The organism is Gordonia hongkongensis (assembly GCF_023078355.1).
Classification (GTDB): domain Bacteria; phylum Actinomycetota; class Actinomycetes; order Mycobacteriales; family Mycobacteriaceae; genus Gordonia; species Gordonia hongkongensis.
Genome location: NZ_CP095552.1, coordinates 2,443,425 through 2,465,195 on the forward strand (window position 1 = coordinate 2,443,425; position 21,771 = coordinate 2,465,195).

The 21,771-nt window shown below is 67.6% G+C and carries 21 protein-coding genes and 4 tRNA genes; 16 read left to right on the top strand and 9 right to left on the bottom strand.

The features are described from left to right. Nucleotides 1-109: 109 nt before the first annotated feature. The 5 genes from MVF96_RS11095 to MVF96_RS11115 form a co-directional block, all read right to left on the bottom strand. The gene (locus MVF96_RS11095; RefSeq protein WP_058250239.1) at nucleotides 110-1,369 is read right to left on the bottom strand and encodes an HNH endonuclease; all 1,260 of its coding nucleotides are present in this window, start codon (nucleotides 1,367-1,369) and stop codon (nucleotides 110-112) included. Between the two features lie 198 nt (nucleotides 1,370-1,567). Next, a complete protein-coding gene (gene zapE, locus MVF96_RS11100) occupies nucleotides 1,568-2,590 on the bottom strand; it encodes a cell division protein ZapE (RefSeq protein WP_058250240.1) in 1,023 nt (340 codons plus the stop codon). A gap of 89 nt (nucleotides 2,591-2,679) precedes the next feature. Beyond that, nucleotides 2,680-3,255: a GNAT family N-acetyltransferase gene (locus tag MVF96_RS11105; protein ID WP_247451988.1), complete on the bottom strand. Its 576-nt coding sequence runs from the start codon at nucleotides 3,253-3,255 to the stop codon at nucleotides 2,680-2,682. After that, nucleotides 3,252-4,070 (bottom strand): sulfurtransferase, encoded by an 819-nt coding sequence (locus MVF96_RS11110; protein WP_247451989.1) that lies wholly within the window; start codon nucleotides 4,068-4,070, stop codon nucleotides 3,252-3,254. The genes MVF96_RS11105 and MVF96_RS11110 overlap by 4 nt, the downstream gene beginning before the upstream one ends. 19 nt (nucleotides 4,071-4,089) lie before the next feature. Further along, nucleotides 4,090-6,036, bottom strand: coding sequence for a flavin-containing monooxygenase (locus MVF96_RS11115; protein WP_247451990.1), 1,947 nt, complete (start codon nucleotides 6,034-6,036; stop codon nucleotides 4,090-4,092). A gap of 138 nt (nucleotides 6,037-6,174) precedes the next feature. Between MVF96_RS11115 and MVF96_RS11120 the strand changes: the two genes are divergently transcribed. Genes MVF96_RS11120 through MVF96_RS11135 form a run of 4 tightly spaced genes read left to right on the top strand, consistent with a single transcriptional unit; the run spans nucleotide 6,175 to nucleotide 10,136 of the window. Further along, a complete protein-coding gene (locus tag MVF96_RS11120; RefSeq protein ID WP_058250243.1) occupies nucleotides 6,175-6,813 on the top strand; it encodes a nitroreductase family protein in 639 nt (212 codons plus the stop codon). After that, nucleotides 6,810-8,420 carry a class I adenylate-forming enzyme family protein gene (locus MVF96_RS11125; protein WP_065632090.1) on the top strand — a complete coding sequence of 537 codons (1,611 nt, stop codon included), beginning with the start codon at nucleotides 6,810-6,812 and terminating at the stop codon, nucleotides 8,418-8,420. The genes MVF96_RS11120 and MVF96_RS11125 overlap by 4 nt, the downstream gene beginning before the upstream one ends. Next, nucleotides 8,401-9,045 (top strand): TetR/AcrR family transcriptional regulator, encoded by a 645-nt coding sequence (locus MVF96_RS11130; protein ID WP_065632091.1) that lies wholly within the window; start codon nucleotides 8,401-8,403, stop codon nucleotides 9,043-9,045. The genes MVF96_RS11125 and MVF96_RS11130 overlap by 20 nt, the downstream gene beginning before the upstream one ends. Further along, entirely contained in the window at nucleotides 9,042-10,136 is a 1,095-nt protein-coding gene (locus MVF96_RS11135) for a CaiB/BaiF CoA transferase family protein (RefSeq protein WP_065632092.1), read from the top strand. Before MVF96_RS11130 ends, MVF96_RS11135 begins: the two co-directional genes overlap by 4 nt. A gap of 51 nt (nucleotides 10,137-10,187) precedes the next feature. On the opposite strand, the gene MVF96_RS11140 is transcribed toward MVF96_RS11135, so the two are convergent. The 3 genes from MVF96_RS11140 to MVF96_RS11150 all read right to left on the bottom strand — a co-directional run bounded on the left by MVF96_RS11140 (nucleotide 10,188) and on the right by MVF96_RS11150 (nucleotide 10,452). Beyond that, nucleotides 10,188-10,262 (bottom strand) — tRNA-Val (locus MVF96_RS11140). 21 nt (nucleotides 10,263-10,283) lie between these two features. Then, a tRNA-Cys gene (locus MVF96_RS11145) sits at nucleotides 10,284-10,357 on the bottom strand. 22 nt (nucleotides 10,358-10,379) lie between these two features. Next, nucleotides 10,380-10,452: transfer RNA gene (locus tag MVF96_RS11150), tRNA-Gly, on the bottom strand. A gap of 253 nt (nucleotides 10,453-10,705) precedes the next feature. Between MVF96_RS11150 and MVF96_RS11155 the strand changes: the two genes are divergently transcribed. The 3 genes from MVF96_RS11155 to MVF96_RS11165 all read left to right on the top strand — a co-directional run bounded on the left by MVF96_RS11155 (nucleotide 10,706) and on the right by MVF96_RS11165 (nucleotide 11,698). Further along, nucleotides 10,706-10,780 (top strand) — tRNA-Val (locus tag MVF96_RS11155). A gap of 196 nt (nucleotides 10,781-10,976) precedes the next feature. Continuing rightward, nucleotides 10,977-11,348, top strand: a complete 372-nt coding sequence (locus MVF96_RS11160) for a DUF732 domain-containing protein (RefSeq protein ID WP_247451991.1) — start codon at nucleotides 10,977-10,979, stop codon at nucleotides 11,346-11,348. Beyond that, entirely contained in the window at nucleotides 11,345-11,698 is a 354-nt protein-coding gene (locus tag MVF96_RS11165; protein WP_247451992.1) for a DUF732 domain-containing protein, read from the top strand. The genes MVF96_RS11160 and MVF96_RS11165 overlap by 4 nt, the downstream gene beginning before the upstream one ends. 96 nt (nucleotides 11,699-11,794) lie before the next feature. Here MVF96_RS11165 and MVF96_RS11170 read toward each other — a convergent pair whose 3' ends face one another. After that, nucleotides 11,795-12,334, bottom strand: a complete 540-nt coding sequence (locus MVF96_RS11170; protein WP_247451993.1) for a hypothetical protein — start codon at nucleotides 12,332-12,334, stop codon at nucleotides 11,795-11,797. 148 nt (nucleotides 12,335-12,482) lie between these two features. On the opposite strand from MVF96_RS11170, the gene MVF96_RS11175 reads away from it, so the two are divergent. From MVF96_RS11175 to pdxS, 9 genes are all read left to right on the top strand, one after another. After that, the gene (locus MVF96_RS11175; RefSeq protein ID WP_247451994.1) at nucleotides 12,483-13,880 is read left to right on the top strand and encodes a glycosyltransferase 87 family protein; all 1,398 of its coding nucleotides are present in this window, start codon (nucleotides 12,483-12,485) and stop codon (nucleotides 13,878-13,880) included. 77 nt (nucleotides 13,881-13,957) lie between these two features. Next, the gene (locus tag MVF96_RS11180; RefSeq protein ID WP_165630149.1) at nucleotides 13,958-14,458 is read left to right on the top strand and encodes a TIGR02611 family protein; all 501 of its coding nucleotides are present in this window, start codon (nucleotides 13,958-13,960) and stop codon (nucleotides 14,456-14,458) included. 132 nt (nucleotides 14,459-14,590) lie between these two features. Beyond that, nucleotides 14,591-16,687 carry a threonine--tRNA ligase gene (thrS, locus tag MVF96_RS11185; RefSeq protein WP_165630148.1) on the top strand — a complete coding sequence of 699 codons (2,097 nt, stop codon included), beginning with the start codon at nucleotides 14,591-14,593 and terminating at the stop codon, nucleotides 16,685-16,687. Further along, nucleotides 16,680-17,243, top strand: coding sequence for an ATP adenylyltransferase (locus tag MVF96_RS11190; protein ID WP_165630147.1), 564 nt, complete (start codon nucleotides 16,680-16,682; stop codon nucleotides 17,241-17,243). The genes thrS and MVF96_RS11190 overlap by 8 nt, the downstream gene beginning before the upstream one ends. A gap of 68 nt (nucleotides 17,244-17,311) precedes the next feature. Beyond that, on the top strand, nucleotides 17,312-18,031 hold the full coding sequence (gene pgsA, locus MVF96_RS11195) for a phosphatidylinositol phosphate synthase (protein ID WP_165630146.1): 720 nt from the start codon (nucleotides 17,312-17,314) through the stop codon (nucleotides 18,029-18,031). Next, nucleotides 18,028-18,951 carry a phosphatidylinositol mannoside acyltransferase gene (locus tag MVF96_RS11200; RefSeq protein WP_165630145.1) on the top strand — a complete coding sequence of 308 codons (924 nt, stop codon included), beginning with the start codon at nucleotides 18,028-18,030 and terminating at the stop codon, nucleotides 18,949-18,951. The genes pgsA and MVF96_RS11200 overlap by 4 nt, the downstream gene beginning before the upstream one ends. Nucleotides 18,952-18,970: 19 nt before the next feature. Continuing rightward, nucleotides 18,971-20,095, top strand: coding sequence for a glycosyltransferase family 4 protein (locus MVF96_RS11205; RefSeq protein ID WP_165630144.1), 1,125 nt, complete (start codon nucleotides 18,971-18,973; stop codon nucleotides 20,093-20,095). After that, nucleotides 20,095-20,640 carry a LemA family protein gene (locus tag MVF96_RS11210; protein ID WP_065632100.1) on the top strand — a complete coding sequence of 182 codons (546 nt, stop codon included), beginning with the start codon at nucleotides 20,095-20,097 and terminating at the stop codon, nucleotides 20,638-20,640. Before MVF96_RS11205 ends, MVF96_RS11210 begins: the two co-directional genes overlap by 1 nt. Before the next feature lie 96 nt (nucleotides 20,641-20,736). After that, nucleotides 20,737-21,648, top strand: a complete 912-nt coding sequence (gene pdxS, locus MVF96_RS11215; protein WP_058250262.1) for a pyridoxal 5'-phosphate synthase lyase subunit PdxS — start codon at nucleotides 20,737-20,739, stop codon at nucleotides 21,646-21,648. The last annotated feature ends 123 nt before the right edge of the window (nucleotides 21,649-21,771 follow it).

The following is a 21,771-nucleotide window of genomic DNA, read 5'->3' on the forward strand; positions in this document are numbered from 1 at the left end:
GCGGCCCACACACTGTGGAGTTTTCAATGTACGTGCAGGGTCCCGGGTTCGGGGCCGCGCAGGAACGTGCCACCAGCAGGTGGACGAGGTTGTCGTGAGGTCCGGTGACTCAGGCGGCGTCGTCGAGGCGCATCGTGCGTCTGTTGTAGGCCGGTAGCGGCTTTCGGTTGGGGTCCACCTCGACAGGTGGGATCAGCCACGGATGTCGGTCGTAGCCCATGACGACGTCCCAGCCATGATGGTGCACCTGCGTGTGGCATCGCTGGCAGAGTAGGCAACCGTTGTCCAGGCTGGTCGTTCCGCCGTCCGCCCAGTGCTCGAGATGGTGGACCTGGGTATGTGAGGGTGGCGCACCGCATTTGATGCAGCACGCGTCGCGGACGACCACGGCCTTGCGCAACTCCGGTGGGAAGACCCGTTTCTCGCGACCCATGTCGAGGGGCACGGTGGCCGAGTCGACCACGATCTCGGTCAGGGTGCCGTCGCACGTGAGAGCGCGGGCGGTGGTGTCGGTGATGGTGCCCGTCCATGGCAGGGCGCCGAGGTCGGTGGCGTCGGCGGGGATGGTCAGGATCAGTTGTGTGCGTGGGGCTCCCGCGGTCTGGACGGTGGCGCCCAGGCATGCCTGGTCGAGGATCAGTTCGAGCGCATCGGCGCGCCGTTCTGCGGGCGAGCGGCGATCGCCGGCGCCGTCGGGTTCGGGTCGCGGGACGGAGCGCTCGTCGATCATGGCGATGAACTTCTCGCCGATGACGTTGGTCAAGTCGGCGGCGATCTCGACCCGGCCATCGTCGGTGACGTTGTGGACGACGGCATTGAGTGTCCGATCCTCGGCGGCCGGGACTCCGCCGTTGGTCTCGGCAACCGTGTTGCCGAGGGCTCGAGCACGTCGCAGCACCTCTGCGGGCGTGGCCCCGGACAGTGCCTGGGTGATCAACTCGGTCTCGAAGGCGGCTCGGTCGTCGTCGACAAGCGCAGTGGCCGAACGCTTCTCGATGTGACCCAGGCCTCGGGCGACGGCGTCGACGATCTCGGCGGAAAGACGGCCGTCGGCGGCGTGGGCGGCAACCTTGGGTAGATCTTCTAGTCTGTCAACGATCCGCACGATTCGCGAGGCCACAGCGGGCGCGAAGCCCATCTCGATCAGCAGTCTCCGTAGCGTCGAGTGGTTTCGCTCAGCGACCCGTAGGCGCCCCAGTTGTGCTGAGCGCATGGCGATCCGGTGATCGATCACGTTCCGCAGGAGCCGCAGTGTCTCCAGCTCGGTGAAAGCTGCACGCCCGGCGGGATCGTCAGGTGGTGACTCGGCGTCGACCAGTTGATCGAGAAGCAGTGTGAGATCGGTCATGCCTTCAAGGTACTCGAACATCCTGGCGAGCGCCAGGGGTTGTGCACATGAATACTGTTGCACTGCAATCACTCTGAGAGTGTGGATCGAGGCGTGATTACCACGAGAACGCACCTTCAGTCACAGGAGTATCCGGTTGTCCCGTGATGTGGCGCGAACTTGAGTTGGTTCGACTCAAGAAAACGCCAGGGATTCGACCACGACGGCGGAACGCCGCGATTACGGAGTCGAGCGGATCAACCGCAGACGACTGGTCATACGAAATGCATCGGGACGGTAGGCCGTTGCGGCGGCGCAGAAGTCGGGCAAGGAGTGGGGCGAGGTGAACGTGACGGCGATGTCCTCGTCGACCAGGATGTCCACAAGGTTGACGAACCGCTGCTGCGCCTCCTCGTCGGCGACATCGAATGTCGGTACGTCGGTGATCGTCCATCGGGAATACATTCGCGCCCACGTCAGATACTCGATGGTTGACACCGGCGCGTCACACAAGTGCGCAAACGAGGCCTGCAGACACCCGTCACGCTCGGAGTGGACCTCGAAACGTCGCCCACGAACAGTGAGCCCGACTGTCTGGGTGGTCTCGGACACGCGACCTGACGGCGGCACTGTGATCCAAGTTCCCGCGGCGAAGCCGACGGAGTCCCCGCGGGGAGATGTGCGGTAGTCGGTCTGCCCGTTCAGGTGATGGACGTCGAAATGATTCTTGATCAGCGTGATGCCGGGCTCGAAGAGGTGATGCCAGATGGGGTTCGGCAGAAGGTCATCCGGGGCGTAGTTCGACGTCGCCAGGACGGTGATCCGGCGGGCGAGCACGTACTCCAGCAATCGGATGAGGAGACGTGCGTCCCCGGAGTCGTGCACGTGAAGCTCGTCGAAGTACAACAGCTCGCTGTTGCCGACGACATCGTCCATGCCCAGGCGTAGCGAGTGCGGGTCGTGCCGGTGCTCGTGTACTCGGCGATGGAGTTCCTCGAAGAAGCTGTGGAAATGGATCCGCGTCTTCCTCGGTACGGGGCTCACGTTGTAGAAGGCATCGGCCAGCCACGTCTTGCCCCGGCCGGCCGAACCGTGGACATAAAGCCCGCGCGGGCCCGACGAGCGTCGTGTCCGCCGGCGTCCCTCCGGAACGAGGACGGCGAGCCGATCGACGAGTAGCCGTTGCTGAGGGTCCAGCACGATCCCGGCGTCGGCGGCCGCCGCCGAGATCGCGGTGACTACTGCATGACGCTCTGCGGACACTCTCGAATGGTCACACGGAAAGCGTGGTGTCTTGACAGCGCGTGGCCGAAGTCACCAGTCCAGGTGCGACGTCCGATCGAACCGAAGGCTCACAGCCGCTGCGTGAACACGTAGTCGTGCTCGATGCTGTCCCCGAGGGTGAAGGTCTTCACGCCGGCGCGTTCGAAGCCCATCTTCGTGTAGAACCGCTGGGCCCGGACGTTGAGCTGGTTCACGCCCAACCACACCAGAGCGCTGCCGTGCGACCGTGCGCGATCGAGCGCGGCACCCATGAGCAGGTGCGACGGAGTCGCGCCCTGCCGCGAATGATGGTCGCGCAGCACGTACATCTTCGAGATCTCGCTCACCGGACGCTCGGTCACGACCGCACACACGTCGGGGTGCGTCGGATCGCCATGCAGCACCAGCGCGTAGCCGAGGATCGGTCCGCCGACACCGTCGCGCGCGACCAGGACATCTGCAGTCGGATCGGCGATGTGATCACGAAAGGTGTTCTCCCGCAGTTTGTCGGCGACGAAATTCTCGATGTCGGCCGGTGCGGCGTGCGGCGGGCACGCGAGCGGGAACGTGACGGCGGCGACCTCGGCGACTCCCGCCGCCGCGGCGGGGTCGGTCACGACCCCGACGGTGACATCGGCGATGTCGGCGGCACCGGGATCGGTCACGACAGTGGGCGAGCCGGATCGGCGGTCCAGGCGTTCATCGATCCGTCGTAGACCGCGACGTCGTCGCGTCCAAGGCTGTGCAGCGCGAAAGCCGCAGCGGTGGCCGCGATCCCGCCGCCGCAGTACGTGACCGGGCGTACCGACGGGTCGAGGGCGCCGACATCTGCAAACAGTTCGCGCAACTCCTCTAGCGGCCGGAGGCGCCCCGCGTCGTCGACCAGTTCGGCGAACGGCACGTTGACACTGCCGGGAATGTGGCCGCCCGCGAACGATTCCCGGTCGAGCGCGTTGACCAGCAGGACGGAGGACTCGCCGGTGGCGGCCACGACCTCGTCGGTGGAGACGATCCGCTGGGGCCGGCGGCGCGGGGTGAACGAAGCCGGGGTGGTCGTGACCTCGCCGGTCTCGACCGGGAGGCCGGCCGCGGTCCAGGCGGCGTATCCGCCGTCGAGGACGAGTACGTCGTCGAAGCCCTCGAGTCCGAACTGCCACCACAGTCGCGTGGCCCAGATGCCGTTGGCGGTGTCGTACACGACGACGGTGGAGTCGTCGCCGATGCCGAGGCGGCCGACCGCATCGGCGAAACGCGCGGAGTCTGCTGCGGCGAACGGTGCCTCGCCGTCGGGGTCGCTGAGGTCGGTGATCTGATCGGCGAACACCGCGCCGGGCAGGTGCCCGGCCAGATAGGTCTCCCGACCGGAGGCGACGTGTGCGCCGTCGGCATCGAAGGTCAGATGGACGGTGGCGTCGACGATGCGGAGGTTCTCCTCGCCGAGGCGGGCGGCGAGATCGGTGGCGGAGATGAGGGGCGTCATGACAGCCACGGTAGTCCCGTCAGTCGACGAGGGGTTCGGCGACGAAATCGTCGAGGTCGACACTGCGCGTCCGCGCCCAGTAGTCGACGATCCGCCATGGCAGGACGGCGACGACGCGTCCGTCGGGGTTGCGATACCAGTTGGTCATCGCCGGATGCGTCCACACCATCTGCGCGTGGGCGCGGTCGACGCCGTCGTTGTATTCCTCGGTGACGTCACGTCGGACTTCCAGTACGCCCAGCCGGTTCTCGATCATCGCGCGGAGAGCGTCGCAGACATAGCGCACCTGGTATTCGAGGATGCTGATGAAGCTGCCGCCGTGTCCCAGTGCGGTGTTCGGCCCGGTGAGGATGAACAGGTTGGGGAAGTCGGGTGCGGTGATCCCCAGGTAGGCGTACGCGTCGTGATCACCCCACGCGTCGACGGTGTTCTGCCCGCTGCGTCCGACGATGTCCATGGGGTAGAGGTAGCGGTCGCTGTGGAATCCGGTGGCGAAGACGATGATGTCGAAGTCGTGGGCGGTGCCGGTGCCGTCGACGAGTCCATCGGAGGTGACCCGTTCGACGCCGTGTGGAACCAGCTCGACGTTCGGCCGGCGCAACATGCGAAACCAGCCGTTGTCCAACAGCATCCGCTTGCCGAAGGGCGGGTAGTCGGGAGTCGACAGGTCGATGAGGTCGTCGCGGTCACCCAGTTCGCTGCGCAGGTAGCGCAGGTAGAACTCGCGGTGACCGTGATTGACGGCGTTGATCGACGCGGTCGGCTCGGGCCAGTCCGGGTCGATGCGCAGGGTCGAGTGGACCTTGTCGTTGAAGATCCACGACAGTCGTGCGCGGTACCACTCCCGGTACCCGGGGAGGTTGTCCATCAGCCAGTGCACGTCGTCGCCGACCGGGGCGAAGTAGTCATCGTTCGGCGCGATCCACTGCGGCGAGCGCTGGAAGATCGTCAGCGATCCGACCCGATCGGCGATGGCCGGCCCGATCTGCATCGCGCTGGCACCGGATCCGACGATGGCGACCCGTTTGCCGGTGAGCGCGCCGGGCCCGTCGAGTTCGTCCGGCCATTGTGCGGAATGGAAGATCGGACCGGTGAAGTCGTCCATCCCCGGAAGTTCGGGAAGCTTCGGGCGGTTGAGGAGACCGACTGCGCTGATGAGGATCCGGGCGGTCAGGGTGTCCTGGTGGCCCTCGCGGTTACGGACGTGGACCGTCCAGCGCTGGGTCTCGGCGTCGTAGGCGGCCGAGAGGACCTCGGTGCCGAAGCGGACGCGATCGCGCACCGCGTGCCGGTCGGCGAAGGCCTGTAGGTAGCCCTGCACCTCGTCGCGCTTGCCGAAGTGCGTGGACCACGGGTGGTCGAAGGACGAGATCGAGTACAGGTAGCTCGGCGTGTCCACGCCGGCGCCGGGGTACCGGTTCTCGTACCACGAGCCGCCGACCTCGTCGTTCTTCTCCAGCACGGTGTGCTCGACGCCGGCTCCGGCGAGTTGCGTGGAGATCAGCATGCCGGCCACACCGGCGCCGATGACCAGCGCGTCCATCGACGTGGCGAGATCATCGGGCAACGCCGGCAGATGCATATCCCGGAGGTCGCCACGGACGATCTCGGTCATCATCGGCGCGAATTCCGGGGCCACCTGCTCGCCCGCCGTGAACGACATCAACGATGCGACGAGTGCCTCGTCGGCCGGCTTCCGCGCAGGCCGGCCACGGTCGTACCAGTCCTCGAGGGCGTCGACGACCGCCGCGCGGATCTTCTGCTGGACGTCCTCTCCGAGCCCGCCCGAGGAGTTGTCGTCCATGCCTCGGCTCCGCGTCGGGCGGTATCGATCGGCCATCCACCGGTGGTCACCCGTCATCTCCACGAGGACCGCGAGCAGGGTCGGGATGTTGCCCGCGGCCACGGCTGCCCGGATCTCCGCTGTGGTCGGTCGCGTCTCCGGACGCAGCGAAACAGATGTCATGGATAAAACTAACCACTGTTAGTAGTGCGTCGTCAACACCGCGTTTTGCTCGGACTGACGGGCCTTGACGGCGAAAACGAGCTGTGTCACTGTGTTCTCAGTCATACTAACAACGGTTAGTGAGCACGGAGGATTGACATGGATCTCAGCGAGGCAATGCGCACGACGGGCACCTGCCGCTACTTCAGCGACCGCCCGGTGGAGGACGAGGTGCTGTACCGGGCGTTCGACGACGCGCGATTCGGCCCGCAGGGCGGCAACCGCCAGCCCGTCCGTTGGGTCGTCGTCCGCGACGAGGTGACCAAGAAGGCTCTCGCCGACCTGTACCTGCCGTTCTGGGAGGGCTACTACGCCGCGGTCGTCGAGGGGTCGAAGAAGGTCGGCGCCATCCCCAAGACCGTGGAGAGCGCCAACTATTTCGCGCACCACCTCGCCGAGGTGCCCGCCCTGATCGTGGTGTGCGCCGAGATGGACGGACTGCACCCGACCGACCACGAACTGGGCAGGCTCAGCGTCGTCGGCGGGGCGTCGATCTATCCGAGCGTCCAGAACCTCACCCTTGCGCTCCGGCAGCAAGGCGTGGCCACTGCGCTGACGACCCTGCTCTGCGCCGCCGAGAACGAGGTGAAGAACCTCCTCGGCATCCCCGAGGGTTATCTCACCGCCGCCCACATCGCCGTCGGCTATCCGCGTGACGACTTCCCCCGCAAGCTGTCCCGGACCCCGGTCGAGGAGATCGCCTTCCTCGACCGCTTCGACAACCGGATGTTCGCGTGAGCGCCCCCGCCGTGAACCCCTCGACGCGCGCCCTGTCTCCCGCTCAGACCTCGATGCTGGGCCGGGCCACCATCGGTGACCAGCTGCGTCGCCTGGCCCGGTCCCAGGGTTCGACCCCGGCGATCGTGGCCTACGACGCGGAAGGCGGACGTACGTCGACGTCGTACGCGGAGCTGAACACGATGGCCAACCGGGTCGCCCATGTGCTGCTCGACCTCGGCGTCGGGCGCGGGGATCGCGTTGCGGTGATGAGTCGTAACCGGGTCGAGACGGTCGCCACCTACTACGGCGCCCTCAAGGTCGGTGCCGCGTATTCCGGCGTCAGTTCCATGTTCCGGGAGGGCGAGGTCGCCCAGCAGCTCCGGCACCTGGAACCGACGGTGCTCGTCGTCGAGCAGCCGCTGTCCGCGTTGGCCGGCCCCATCGCCGACAGTCTCGGCATCTCGGTTCTCGTCGTCGGCGACGACGAGGCGAACTCGTGGAACTCGTTCGACGAGTCCGTCGCGGCGGCTGACGATTCCGAACCCGACTGCGAGGTCGACGAACACGATCTCGCGATGATCGTCTACACCAGCGGCACCGAGTCGACGCCGAAGGGCGTCGAGATCGCCCATCGGAACTACCTCATCTCCACCTCGCCGGCGTACACGTGGGGGCTGCGCTGCCGCAACGACGACGTGTGGCTCTATGTGATGCCGTTCCACACGATCGCCGGGATCGGCTCGCTGACCTCGTTGACGCTGCTGGGCGCCACCCTGGTGCTGCCGGCCGCGGTCGACCCGGCGACGGCGTTGCGGATGATCCGCGACGAGAAGATCTCGGTGCTGGCCCAGACGCCGACCTTCTTCATCGCGCTCGCCAACCACCCGGACTTCGGAGTCGACACCGTCGGTTCGGTGCGCCGCTGCCTGACCTACGGCGGTCAGGTGTCGCCGCACGCGGTCGACGCGTGGGCCGCGGCGACCCCGGAATCGGTCTGGGGTACCTACTGGGGACAGTCCGAACTCACCCAGCTCGGCTCCGTCGGCTGGTTCCGACGGCTCGAGGACGTGCCGGACCAGGACCCGACCTGGATCGGCAAACCGGTCGGGCACCTGGAGGTCCGGGTCGTCGACGCCGACGGCAACGACGCCGAAGAGGGTGAACTCCTGTGCCGCACACCGTCGGTCATGCTCGGCTACCACAAGGACCCCGAGCGCACCGCGCAGGTCTTCGAGGGTGGCTGGGTGCACACCGGTGACATCGTCCGCATCGACGCCGACGGCAACCTGTTCTTCCGCGACCGGCGCAAGGACATGATCAAAACCGGCGGATTCAACGTCGCGTCACAGGAGGTCGAGCGAGTCCTGCAGGCGCACCCCGACGTCGAGCGTGCCGCCGTCGTCGGGCTGCCCGACCCCTACTGGTCGGAGGCGGTCACCGGATTCGTGGTGCTCCGTGCCGGCGCGGAACACACCGGCGCGGACATCCGTGAGTACTGCCGAACCGACCTGGCATCGTACAAGGTGCCCAAGGAGGTCCACGTGGTCGACGCGTTGCCGACCGACGCCCAGGGCAAACTGCTCAAACGCGAGTTGAGGAAGGCCTATGGAACCGGTCAGGGCTGAGATCGACGCCGACGCTGCCACCGACGAAGACCGGACGCCGCCGGCGCGGCGGCCCCGCCGACGCCGCGACGAGATCGTCGAGGCCGCGGCCCGCTACTTCGCCGATCACGGCTACTCCAACGCGGGGATGCGTGACATCGCCCAGGCGGTCGGTATGCGGGGTGCGAGCCTCTACAACCACTTTCAGTCCAAGGAGGAGATCCTCTACGCCATCGCGCTGCGGATGACCGAGGATCCCCAGCAGGATCTGCTGCTGCTCGACGCCGAGGGCGGTCCCGTCGAACGGCTCACGAACCTGATCGAGGCCCACGTCCGGCGTCTGGCGCGGCACCGGGTGGAACACCTTGTCGCCCTTCGGGAATTGTCGGCGCTGACACCCGAGCACCGACGGGTGGTCACCGACTATCGGAAGTACTACCAGCGTCGAATTCGCGATGTGATCGCCGCCGGCGCCCGACTGGGGCTGTTCGAGGTCCGCGACCCACACCAGTCGGCGATCGCGGTGCTGGACCTGATGAACGGGATCAGCTGGTGGCTCAACGACTCCCACGATGTCGACCAGTTGGTCCGCGACTACGTCGACTTCACGATCGGTGGCGTTCTCCACCATCGTCCGACGTCGTGAGCGGACCACTCGCCGGCGTGCGGGTGGTCGAGATGCCCGGGCTCGGGCCGACCCCGCACGCCTGCATGCTGCTCGCCGATCTCGGCGCCGACGTCATCCGGATCCGGCGGCCCGGCCCGGATCTGCCCGGGCCCGACGGTATCCCGGATGCCGACGCCGGTCTGTACCGGTCGCGACGCACGGTCGACGCCGACGTCAAGGACCCCGACGACGTGGCCCGCATCCGAGAGCTGATCCGGCGCGCCGACATCGTCGTGGAGGGCTTCCGTCCGGGCGTGATGGAACGCCTCGGCCTGGGTCCCGAGATCTGCTCCGACGCACCGCAACTCATCTACGCGCGCATGACCGGGTGGGGTCAGGACGGGGATCGTGCCGCGAGCGCCGGACATGACATCAACTACCTGGCGGTCACCGGTGTGCTCGAGGCGATGGGTCCGGCCGGCGCCCCGCCGGTGCCGCCGCTCTCGCTCGTCGGCGACTTCGGCGGGGGGTCGATGCTGCTCGTCGTCGGCGTGCTGGCCGCTCTGCACGACCGCACGCGCACCGGCCGAGGCCAGGTCATCGACGCCGCCATGGTCGACGGTGCCGGACTGCTCGGCGCGCTGCAGTGGTCGTGGAAGGCCGCCGGACGCTGGGAGTCTCGGGACCAGGGCAACCTACTCGACGGCTCGGCGCCGTTCTACGCAACGTATCGGTGCGCCGACGACAAGTTCGTCGCCGTCGGCGCGCTCGAGGAGAAGTTCTGGCAAAACCTCATTGACACCCTTGGTCTCGGCGACCTGCCCGACCGGTGGGACCGGGCCGCGTGGCCGGTGATCAGCGCGGCACTGCAAGCCCGCTTCGGGTCGCGTACGCGCGACGAGTGGGGGAGTGTGTTCGACGGTGTGGACGCCTGCGTGACACCGGTTCTCGACTTCGACGAGGCCGCCGCAGACCCTATCGCGGTGCAACGCGGTTCCTTCGTGCGCGTCGACGACGCGATCGCCCCCGCGCCGGCACCGCGGTTCTCGCGGACCGTGCTGCCCGCGCCCTCGGGTCCGTCGGCGGCGTCGTTGGGGGAAATCGTGGACGAGTGGTCGGCGGGCAACTGAAAGGCCGATGAGCCCACGAAAAACCCCCGGAGCGATCCGGGGGTTTTGTCGTGGTGCGCGATACAAGGATTGAACTTGTGACCTCTTCCGTGTCAGGGAAGCGCTCTCCCACTGAGCTAATCGCGCGGGTATGGAATTGTGCAGCGGTGGAGGTGGCGACGGGAATCGAACCCGTGTACACGGCTTTGCAGGCCGTTGCCTCACCACTCGGCCACACCACCAGATGCGAGTCGACTCGCGCCGAGCGGATGACGGGATTCGAACCCGCGACCCTCACCTTGGCAAGGTGATGCGCTACCAGCTGCGCTACATCCGCATGCCCACGAGCGATCTTGTGGATCGTGCTGCTCGCGGTGCGAAGAGAAACTTACGCGATGGTTTCCGAACTATCCAAATCGCCTGGTCAGAGGCGTGGCCGCGAGTGAATCCCCAGCGTGTGATTCGCTCCCGTGCCGCATAGGCGGGTTTGTGACGTGGCCCACCGCGGTGATTTGGGACTTCTGCGCAACCCGTGTAATCTTCTGGCTCGTGCGCAGGCGCCCCCGGCACTGACCGAAGGCGCCCGACACGGTCCCGTGGCTCAGTGGAAGAGCGTCCCGTTCACACCGGGAAGGTCGCTGGTTCGATCCCAGCCGGGACCACCACAGTTCCACAAGCTCCGCCGACATCGGCGGGGCTTTTTTCGTTCGATCTCACCCGGTTATCTCGCCGGAACCCGGGCTCGGTCGATCGGATGAACAACGCGTCTACCTCCGGTTTTGCCGTCATGCAGTGGATACGATGCGGCGGCAGACGTGGCGAGGAGCGCTCACAGCTGCAGTCGGACGCTTGGAGAGTGACATGACCAGACGCTGTGACTGGCTCGGCGGACTTGCAGTGCTCGCGTCCGCCGCCGTCATCGCGCTCGGTGCCGGTGACGCCTCGGCAGCGCCCGGCGACTACCTCGCTGTTCTGGAGTCGCGCGGGATCTACACGACAACTCCTGGAGCGACGTCGTGTTTCGACTATCCCCACGACACCAGCGGTTGCAGCAGACGATTCACCACAGCCGACGATGCTCTTCATACCGGCTATTGGGTGTGCGATCAGTTGGACATCGGCCGTTCACCGTCTTCCATCGCCCACCAGATGTACACAGCGGATGGGCTGTTCCTCAGCAAGAAGAACTCCGCCAACGTCGTCGACGCCGCGCACAAGGAGCTTTGCGAATGAAGCGACTCATCATCGGAATCTTGGCCACGTTCGCTCTGGTCGCGGGACTGCTCGTGGGTGTCGGGCAGGCATCAGCCATCACGGTTGCCGAACAGGCCTTCGTCAACAAAGCGCGGACACTGCCCACTGCCGCCTGGCCGAACAGTCGGTACACCACAGACGCGGAGATGGTGGCGGGAGGCTACCGCGCCTGCGGCGTCATGGACCGATACCGCGACACTCAGGTTGCCGAGCGGATTTTCTACAACCCTGACGGCAGCTACCAGCCCGCGTACGAACAGCGACTTTTCCTGCTGTACGCGACCCAGGACCTCTGTCCTCGCCACGCTTATCGCTACGAGAACTTCTGAGGGGATCACAGATGACCAGAAATTCCGTCGCCGGTTTGCGGTGGCAGTGGTAATCGCCGCACCAGCGTTTCGTCCGTTCGGCATCACCGACCTGCGTCAATACGGGCTGCATCCCTGAACGAACACGGGCCGGTACGGCTGTCCCGCAACCGCATCGACGTCGTCGAGAACCCGGGCCAGCACGACGACCGCGGCGTCAGCGGATCGCTGCTGCGGCGCGGCGAGGAGCGCGTAACCGTGTCGCATCGTCACCGTGGCGACGATGCGCGCCTGCCAGCCCGGCGCGTCGGCCGGCGGTGACTGGATGCCGTCGAGAACGCGGCAGGTCGACCGCTGCGCGAGCTCCTCACCGTCGTTCCCGGTCGAGAGATCGATGAGTACGTCGACCACTCGCCGCTGGTCGGGTCGTAGCGCAGAGTCGTCGGGGAGTGGCCAGGGGTCGAGCCGCGGGCGCACGACCTCGGACGGGGTCTCGACTGCGATGTGGATCGCTGGAACCGGACCGTCGGCGGTGCTCGACGAGGTGTCGCGCGTCATCGCGACCGGCTCGATGCCTTCCCCGACGCATGCGACGGTCAGCGTCGACGATGCCGCGATGACCAGTACGACTCCGAGGGTTGCTCGTAGTGATGACATGGTGTCGTCCCCAAGGTGATCTCGTCACCCACCGAGGTCAACGGTAGTCCGGCACGGACCGTCGCGATCCAGCTGTCCACCGAACAACCGACCACGCCCCACGGCGTTGCGCGTGATGCAGCTCACAGCCAGGGCGTACGCTCGCCGCGTGGCCGCGAAGACTGCCGTCGATCTGCCGGAGTCGTCTCGTCCTGCGCCCGCACGGGTCCCGACGGCGGCAATCGTCGTGGCGGCCGTCGTCGCGGTCGGGGTGATCGCCTGGCACATCGCAGCGTTCCCGATCACCAACCCGTTCTACGGGCTCTTCGAGAACGCCACCGATGCCCGCGTCTATCGCGCGGGCGCGGCCACCGTGCTCGACGCGGGTCCGCTGTACGACGCACCCGTCCTGTGGCGTCTGCACTTCACCTATCCGCCGTTCGCCGCGGTCGTGTTCGTCCCGCTGGCTCTGCTCACCGAGGCCGTCGCCAACATCGTCTGGTGGACAATCGGTTTCGCCGCGCTCACCGGTGTGATCGGGATGTGCCTTCGCAGCCTGCGCTACCGGCCCGACGGTCGCCTGATCACGTTCGCCGCCTTGCTCGCGATCTCGTCGACCGCCCTCGAACCCGTCCGAACCACCATCTGGCTCGGACAGGTCAACCTCCTGGTGATGATCCTGATCCTCGTCGACCTGGTGTTCCTCTCGACGACATCGCGGTGGCGCGGAGTCGCCACCGGCATCGCGGCCGGGATCAAACTGACACCGCTGTTCGCCGTCGTCTACCTGTTGGTGACCCGCCAGTGGCGCGCGGCAGCCACGGCGCTGGCGACGTTCGCGGCGACCGTGATGATCGGATTCCTCGCCGTCCCCGCCGACTCGTGGGCCTACTGGACCCGCCACCTCACGGACACCGAACGCATCGGCCGGGCCGACTCGCCGGCCAATCAGTCGGTGCGCGGATTCGTGTCGCAGATGTTGTCGCACTTCGACATCGGGCGGTTCGCCGAGCCCGCACCCGGCGGACCCGTCTTCGTCGCGCCGACGTGGCTGTGGCTCCCGCTTGCGCTGGTCGTCGCCGCGCTCGGACTGCTCGCCGCGGTGGTTGCCCACCGCGACGGTCGCGACCTCCTCGCGGCCACGATTGTCGGCATGACCATGTGTGCGGTCTCGCCCTTCGCGTGGGGACACCACTGGGTCTGGTGCGTGCCGCTGTTCGTCGTCGCGCTGGATCTGGCGGTGCGGCGGGGGAGCGCGGCTCGCACGTGGTGGTACTGGCTCGCGCCGGCCGGCGTGGCTGCGCTGACGTTCACCTGGTGGCGGCACTGGTGGGACAGCGGGCCGTACCTCACCTCCGACCATGCGATCGCGTTGGGGCTTTTCATGATGCCGCGAAACGGTGACGACTCCGTCGTGGGCGATCTGCTCGTCGTGCTGTATTCGGGCTGCTATCCGCTGCTTCTCGCGGTCACCGTGTCCGCGACTCTGATCGACGGCGCGCGGCGGAGGCGACGGCGCCGCTCGACCACCCTTCCGACGCCGGAGGCCCACACCTGCATCGCGTAGCCTGGACGTCACTTTCCAGGCCGAGACGAACACCGGGCCGAAGTGCGCAGCGGGCCGAATGAACGAGGTGGGAGACGATGCCGACACCGGGGGCGAGCGAGTCCGGAGTGAACGAGACGTCCACACCGAGCGGCGCGCGGACGTCGGCCGACGCGGACCGCGGGTCTCTCCGGCATCGCCTGCGCATCCGCGCACGCCATCGTCGCTACGTCGTGCGCAGCAACCCGAAGTGGCACGGCATGTACCGCATCGCGGTCGGGACGATCGGCACGATCGTCCTGCTGTGCGGAATCGTCGCGATCCCGTACCCGGGCCCGGGCTGGCTCATCGTGTTCCTCGGACTGGGCATCCTGGCGTCAGAGTTCGACTGGGCGCACCGGTTGCTGAAGTTCGCGCGGGCGAAATACGACGCCTGGATGGACTGGATGAGTCATCAGCACTGGTCGGTGCAGGCGATCTTCTGGCTCGGCACCTGCGCGATCGTCATCGCGACCCTGTGGGTTCTGGGCGCCCTGAACACCGTCGCCGGTTGGGTGGGCCTCGACTACAGCTGGCTGGCCAGTCCCGTCTTCGGCTGACGACTCGAGACGCGGGTAGGGGCACACGGTAGGGGTGCACTCCACGACGACCCGTCGCGGATACCATCAGAGTCGCAAACGTCCGACCCGGACGCGTCTTCGCGTGTCCGCCCCAACCCGAGGAGCGCCCCCGTGCCCGACGACGTCCAGGTGACCAGCCCCGCCACGATCCGTGTGCCGGCTGGGACGACCGCGGGCACCGCACTGCGCGAGGCCGAGCTGCCCAACAAGGGCCCGGAGGCCATCGTCGTCGTCCGTGACGCGGGCGGGGATCTCCGCGACCTGTCGTGGGCACCCGACGCCGACACCGATGTCGAACCGGTCGCCGCGAACACCGAGGCCGGCCGCAGCGTGATCCGGCACTCCACCGCACACGTTCTCGCGCAGGCGGTCCAGGAGCTGTTCCCCGAGGCCAAGCTCGGGATCGGCCCGCCGATCAAGGACGGCTTCTACTACGACTTCGACGTCGCCGAACCCTTCACCCCCGAGGACATCACCGCCCTCGAGAAGAAGATGAAGCAGATCATCAAGTCGGGTCAGCGGTTCTCGCGGCGGGTGTACGAGTCGAAGGACGAGGCCCGCGCCGAACTGGCCGGGGAGCCGTTCAAACTCGAACTCATCGACGACAAGGGCGCGGCCGACGACGCCGAGGTGATGGAGGTCGGCGGCGGGGAACTGTCGGTCTACGACAACCTCAATCCGCGCACCGGAGAACGCATCTGGTGCGACCTGTGCCGCGGGCCGCACGTCCCGACGACCAAGTACATCGCGGCCTTCAAGCTGACCCGCAGCTCGGCGGCGTACTGGCGCGGCGATCAGGCCAACGCCGGTCTGCAGCGCGTCTACGGCACCGCGTGGGAATCGTCGGAGGCGCTGGACGCACACCTGGAGATGCTCGCGGAGGCCGAGAAGCGCGATCACCGCAAGCTCGGCGCCGAACTCGACCTGTTCAGCTTCCCCGACGAGCTCGGCTCGGGACTCCCGGTCTTCCACCCGAAGGGCGGCATCGTCAAGCGCGAGATGGAGGACTACGTCCGCGCGAAGCACATCGAGAACGGCTTCCAGTACGTCGGCACCCCGCACATCTCGAAGGAGCATCTGTTCCACCTGTCGGGCCATCTGCCGTACTACGCCGAGGGCATGTTCCCGCCGATCCACGTCGACGAGGAACGCAACGAGGCAGGGGAGATCACCCGCCAGGGGCAGGACTACTACCTCAAGGCAATGAACTGCCCGATGCACAATCTGATCTTCCGGTCGCGCGGACGGTCGTACCGTGAACTGCCGCTGCGGCTCTTCGAGTTCGGTCACGTCTACCGCTACGAGAAGTCCGGCGTCGTGCACGGTCTGACCCGCGTCCGCGGGTTCGCCCAGGACGATTCGCACAGCTATGTGACGCCGGAACAGGCCAAGGACGAGATCAAGCATCTGCTCGACTTCATCCTCGGGCTGCTGCGCGACTTCGGCCTCGACGAGTTCTACCTCGAGCTGTCCACCCGTGACGACTCGCCCAAGTTCATCGGTTCCGCGGAGCAGTGGGCCGCCGCGACCGCCATCCTCGAAGAGGTGTGCGTCGAATCAGGTCTCGACCTCGTGCCCGACCCGGGTGGTGCCGCCTACTACGGACCGAAGGTCTCGGTTCAGGCGAAGGACGCGATCGGGCGTACCTGGCAGATGTCGACCATCCAGTACGACTTCAACCAGCCGGCCGGATTCGACCTCGAGTACACCGCCGCCGACGGCACCAAGCAGCAGCCGGTGATGATCCACTCGGCGAAGTTCGGCTCCATCGAGCGCTTCTTCGGCGTGCTCACCGAGCACTACGCGGGCGCGTTCCCGGCGTGGCTCGCACCGGTCCAGGTGGTCGGCATCCCGGTCGCGGAGGCGTTCGAGGGACACCTATTTGATGTGGTGGCCGACCTTCTCGCCGCCGGTGTCCGCGCCGAGGTCGACGCCTCCGACGACCGGATGCAGAAGAAGATCCGCAACCACACCACCGGCAAGGTGCCGTTCATGTTGCTGGCCGGCGAACGCGACGTCGAGGCCGGGGCGGTGAGCTTCCGGTTCCGCGACGGCACACAGGTCAACGGCGTACCGGTCGCCGATGCGGTGTCGGTGATCGTCGAGTGGCTCCGGAGCAGGCGCAACGAGTCGCCCACCAAGGAGTTGGTCGAGGCCGCGCTCGGCGAGGTGGAGACGGTCGTGGTGGCGGGAGCGCTCGATGAGTGACGCCGCGTTCGGTGAGGCGCCCGGCGAGATCCGGGACGAGGGTGTCGGTGTGGCGGATCGCCTGCAACGGCTGTGGAGTCCCCACCGGATGACCTACATCGCCGACCCGCAACCGGCCGAGAAGACGGGGCACCCGTTCCTCGACATCCCGACCATGAGCGATGAGGACGGTCTCATCGTGGCGCGTGGTGACACCGTCTACGCGGTGCTGAACCTGTACCCCTACAACCCGGGGCACACCATGGTGGTGCCGTACCGGCAGGTCGCCGACCTCGAGGATCTGACCGCCGCGGAGTCCGCGGAACTGATGGCGTTCACGCAGCGGATGATCCGCACGATCAAGGCGGTGTCGAACCCCAACGCGTTCAACGTGGGTCTGAATCTGGGCTACGCGGCGGGCGGTTCGTTGTCCGAGCACCTCCACCAGCACATCGTGCCGCGATGGATGGGCGACGCGAATTTCATCACCATCGTCGGCGAGACGAAGGTCATGCCGCAGTTGCTCCGGGACACCCGCGGACTGCTGGCCGAGGCCTGGCAACGTCTGGGCGACTGATGACCGACGATGAGTGACCGGGAAGCGTCGGGGCGCGACGTGCGGCGAGATGGGGGAGGAACTCGGCGATGCTGAGCATTCTGGGTCGGGCGTCGGTCTCGAAGGTGACCCTCCCGATGGGTCGGGCGCTCCTGCGGACCGGGCTCACGCCGGACTCGGTGACGGTGATCGGCACACTGGCCGGTGTCGCGGCCGCGCTCACCCTGTTCCCGATGGGCGAGCTGTTCTGGGGCACGATGGTCATCTGGCTGTTCGTGATGTTCGACATGCTCGACGGCGCGATGGCCCGGGCCCGCGGCGGCGGAACCCGATTCGGCGCGGTTCTCGACGCGACCTGTGATCGCGTTGCCGACGGTGCCATCTTCGCCGGCCTGGCGTGGTGGTGCGCGGTCACCGAACCCCACGACCTGCTGCTCGTCGCGACCCTGATCTGTCTGGTGACCTCGCAGGTCATCTCCTATGCCAAGGCGCGCGCGGAGGCGAGCGGCCTCTACGGCGACGGCGGTCTCATCGAACGACCGGACCGGCTCATCATCGTGTTGGTCGGCGCCGGACTGACGGGACTCGGCCTGTGGTGGGCCGTGCATGTCGCCATGTGGATCCTCGCTATCGCGAGTGTGATCACCGTGGGGCAGCGGATGTGGTCGATCGCGCAGTCGCCGGGTGCCCGGGACCTCATCCCGATCGCTCCCGAACCCGACGACACCGAACCCGCAGAAGCCGAGAACGGCGATGCCGAACCCTCGTCCGGCTCGGACGGTCAGACCCCGCCCGCGGGACAGCGATGACCGATCTCGGCGCGATGGCCGCCGATCTCGGGTACCGGGCCGGCTGGGCCGCCGTCCGCTGGGCTCCGGAACGCGCCGCGCGGGGTCTGTTCGACCGTGCCGGCAGCTACGCGGGTCGTCGTGGCGGTGGCCCGGACCAGTTGCGCCGCAACCTGGCCCGTGTCCTGGGCGTGGAACCCGCGCAGGTGCCCGACGACCTCGTCGCCGACGCCATGCGCTCCTACGCCCGGTACTGGTGCGAGGCGTTCCGCCTGCCGACGCAGGATCGTGCGACCGTCACGTCCACCGTCACGCTCCCCGACGAGGACCGGGCCCGACTGGACGCCGCGCTGGCGAGGGGCAAGGGAGTCATCCTGGCGCTGCCGCACACCGGCAACTGGGACATGGCCGGTGTCTGGCTGGTCCACCATTACGGCAGGTTCGCGACGGTCGCGGAACGCCTGAAGCCGGAGTCACTGTTCAACCGGTTCGTCGCCTACCGGGAATCGCTCGGCTTCGAGATCTTCCCGCTGAGCGGTGGCGAGCAACCCCCGTTCGGGCAGCTGGCCGACCGGCTCCGCGCCGGCGGCATCGTGTGCCTGCTCGGCGAACGCGACATCGCCCGGCACGGGGTGCCGGTGACCTTCTTCGGCGAGCGAACCCGCATGCCGGCGGGGTCCGCACGGCTGGCGATGGAGACCGGTGCCGCGCTGATGCCCGTCCATCACTGGTTCGAGGAGGCGCCGTACTCCCGGATGTGTTGCGGGGAGCAGATCGACGTCTCCGGTGGGATCGAAACGGCCACCCAGGCCCTCGCCGACGCCTTCGCGGTCAACATCGCCGCGCATCCGGCGGACTGGCACATGCTGCAGCCGCTCTGGGAGAGCGACTGGACCGACCGTCAGCGCGGTCGCGTGGAGCGGGACGGGACGCCGACATGACGACGACCAGGGGAGTGCCATGCGAATCGGAATGATCTGCCCTTACTCGTTCGACGTGCCCGGGGGTGTACAGGCCCACGTCACCGAACTCGCCGACGTCTTCCTCGACCGGGGCCACGAGGTCAGCGTGCTCGCCCCGGCCGGCCGCGACACCGAACTGCCGGAGTACGTCGTCCGGGCGGGACCCGCGCTGGCGATCCCGTACAACGGCTCGGTCTCCCGGGTGAATTTCAGTCCCAAGGGCTACCTGCGATTGCGTCGCTGGGTCGCCGAGAATGGCTTCGACGTCCTGCACGTCCACGAACCGAATTCGCCGAGCATCTCGATGCTGTCGTTGATGGTGGCCTCCGGGCCCATCGTCACCACCTTCCACACCGCCACCTCGAAATCGTTGTGGCTGAGCGTGTTCCAGGGAATCCTACGGCCGTATCACGAACGGATCGCGGGCAAGATCGCCGTCTCCGAGCTCGCGCGTCGCTGGCAGATGGAGTCACTCGGCTCCGATGCCGTCGAGATCCCGAACGGCATCAACGTCGCGTCCTTCGCCGACGCCGAGCCCCTCGAGGGGTATCCGCACCCGGGTGGCACGATCCTGTTCCTCGGCCGTTTCGACGAACCGCGCAAGGGCATCGACGTGCTCATGCGTGCGCTGCCCGCGGTCGTGGAGAGGTTCCCGTACGTGCGGGTCCTGGTCGTCGGCGGCGGCAACCAGGCGGCGCTGCGGCGGCGGGCGGGTCCACTCGCCGAACACCTGGTGTTCCTGGGACAGGTCGACGACGCGACCAAGGCGCGGGCGCTGGCCTCCGCCGACGTCTACTGCGCACCCAACCTCGGCGGCGAGAGCTTCGGCATCGTCCTGGTCGAGGCGATGGCGGCCGGGGCGGCGGTGATCGCCAGTTCCCTGAACGCCTTCCGGCGAGTGCTCGACGACGGCCGGGCCGGGCGACTCGTCGAGACGGGGTCCCCCGATCAACTCGCCGCCGGCCTCGTCGAACTCCTCGCCGACCCGGAGGCGCGCGGCGATCTCGTCGCCGCCGGACGGATTCGGGCCGACAAGTACGACTGGTCGCGGGTGGCCGACCAGATCCTCCGGGTCTACGACACCGTCACGGTGGGAGCCGGTCCGGTCGTGGTGTCGGACTGATGGCCACCTGGATCGTCCTCGGCGTGGTGGCCGTGCTGCTCGTGGCGGGATGGGCCTACCACACGGCCAACCGTCTCGACCGGCTCAACGTCCGTGTCGATCTCGCCCGCCAGGCGCTCGAATCGAACCTCGACCGGCGCGCGGTGGTCGTGCGTGCCGTGTCCGCGGAGATGATCGCCGGCGACGGCGCCGCGAACTCCCGCACGTCCGTCGACGACGGCGTCGCCGCCCAGGCGCGAGAGCTCGCCACGCTGGCCGATCGCGCCGAGCGGGCCGCGCCGACGGCACGTGAGGACGCCGAGAACGCGCTGTCGGCCGCACTGGCGCGCACCGACCCGAATCGTCGGTCCGCGGCCCTCGTCGTCGAACTCGCCGACGCCGAGACGCGGGTGATGATGGCGCGTCGGTTCTACAACGACGCCGTGCGTGACACCAGGGCCCTCGCGCAACGACGGCCCGTTCGATGGCTGCGGCTCGGCGGCCACGCGGCACCCCCGGAGTACTTCGAGATCATCGAGCGCGTCACCCCAGGCCAGGCGGACTGATCCCTCGTCAGGGGCCCTCGGCCCCTCGCCTAGACTGGTGGGCATACCGCCGCCGCGAACGCGGCAGGTCGGGACTGCGACACGAGGAGATCTTCAGTGAGTCACAACGGCGCGACCGTTCCCGAGGTCGGCCAGGGCACGGCCCGGGTCAAGCGCGGCATGGCGGAGATGCTCAAGGGCGGCGTGATCATGGACGTCGTGACCCCCGAGCAGGCGAAGATCGCCGAGGATGCCGGCGCGGTGGCCGTCATGGCTCTGGAGCGGGTGCCCGCCGACATCCGTGCCCAGGGCGGGGTGTCGCGGATGAGCGATCCCGACATGATCGACGGCATCATCGCCGCCGTCTCGATCCCGGTGATGGCCAAGGCCCGCATCGGCCATTTCGTCGAGGCGCAGATCCTGCAGAGCCTCGGGGTGGACTACGTCGACGAATCCGAGGTCCTGACCCCGGCCGACTACAGCAACCACATCGACAAGTGGGCCTTCACGGTGCCGTTCGTGTGCGGTGCGACCAATCTCGGTGAGGCCCTGCGCCGGATCACCGAGGGCGCGGCCATGATCCGCTCGAAGGGCGAGGCCGGCACCGGCGACGTGTCGAACGCGACGACCCACATGCGCAAGATCCGCGACGAGATCCGGCGTCTGACCTCGTTGCCGAAGGACGAACTGTACGTGGCCGCAAAGGAATTGCAGGCTCCCTACGAGCTGGTGGTCGAGGTGGCCGAGGCCGGCAAGCTGCCGGTCACGCTGTTCACCGCGGGCGGGATCGCCACCCCGGCCGACGCCGCGATGATGATGCAGCTCGGCGCCGAGGGCGTGTTCGTCGGATCGGGGATCTTCAAGTCGGGCAACCCGGCACAGCGGGCCGCGGCGATCGTGCAGGCGACCACTTTCCACGACGATCCGGACGTGCTGGCGAAGGTCTCGCGCGGCCTGGGCGAGGCGATGGTCGGCATCAACGTCGACGACATCCCGCAGCCGCACCGCCTCGCCGAGCGCGGTTGGTGACCGCTTCGTCCGGATCGTAGGTGGTCAGACCGACCGCCGGCAGCCGCGGCGCCCCGTCTCAACACGCCGGAGACCGAACAGTCGACATGCGTGGCGGGTCAGGGGCTTCGCGGCGGTAGTATC